The sequence below is a fragment of the Tetzosporium hominis genome (assembly GCF_002265435.1).
Taxonomy (GTDB): Bacteria; Bacillota; Bacilli; order Bacillales_A; family Planococcaceae; genus Chryseomicrobium; species Chryseomicrobium hominis.
In genome coordinates this window covers 1-239 of sequence record NZ_NOKQ01000040.1, presented here as the reverse complement: position 1 = coordinate 239, position 239 = coordinate 1, and the positions used below count along the sequence as shown (strand labels likewise).

Here is a 239-nt window from a genome sequence, read left to right as displayed (position 1 = left end):
GCTGAAATGAGTTCGCTTGCCGTTCAAATACGCCTGCAGCTGCTCGGCGTATTCTGCCAATCCTTTGTCATCCCGAATGAAAACTGGCTGTGTAAATCTTTTTTCAGCCCAAGCGGCCAAATCCTCGAAGCCTTGATTCCATCCCCCTGTAAAACAGAGCCCGCGGGCAGTCGCCCCAATGTGAATCTGCCAACCTCGGCAAATAAGCGTACGCCAGTATACGATTTGATCGTCCATAT

1 pseudogene is annotated in these 239 nt (G+C 50.6%); it reads right to left on the bottom strand.

The features are described from left to right. Positions 1–237, bottom strand: a pseudogene (locus CF394_RS16320) (methylated-DNA--[protein]-cysteine S-methyltransferase); the annotation flags it as partial. Positions 238–239 lie beyond the last annotated feature (2 nt).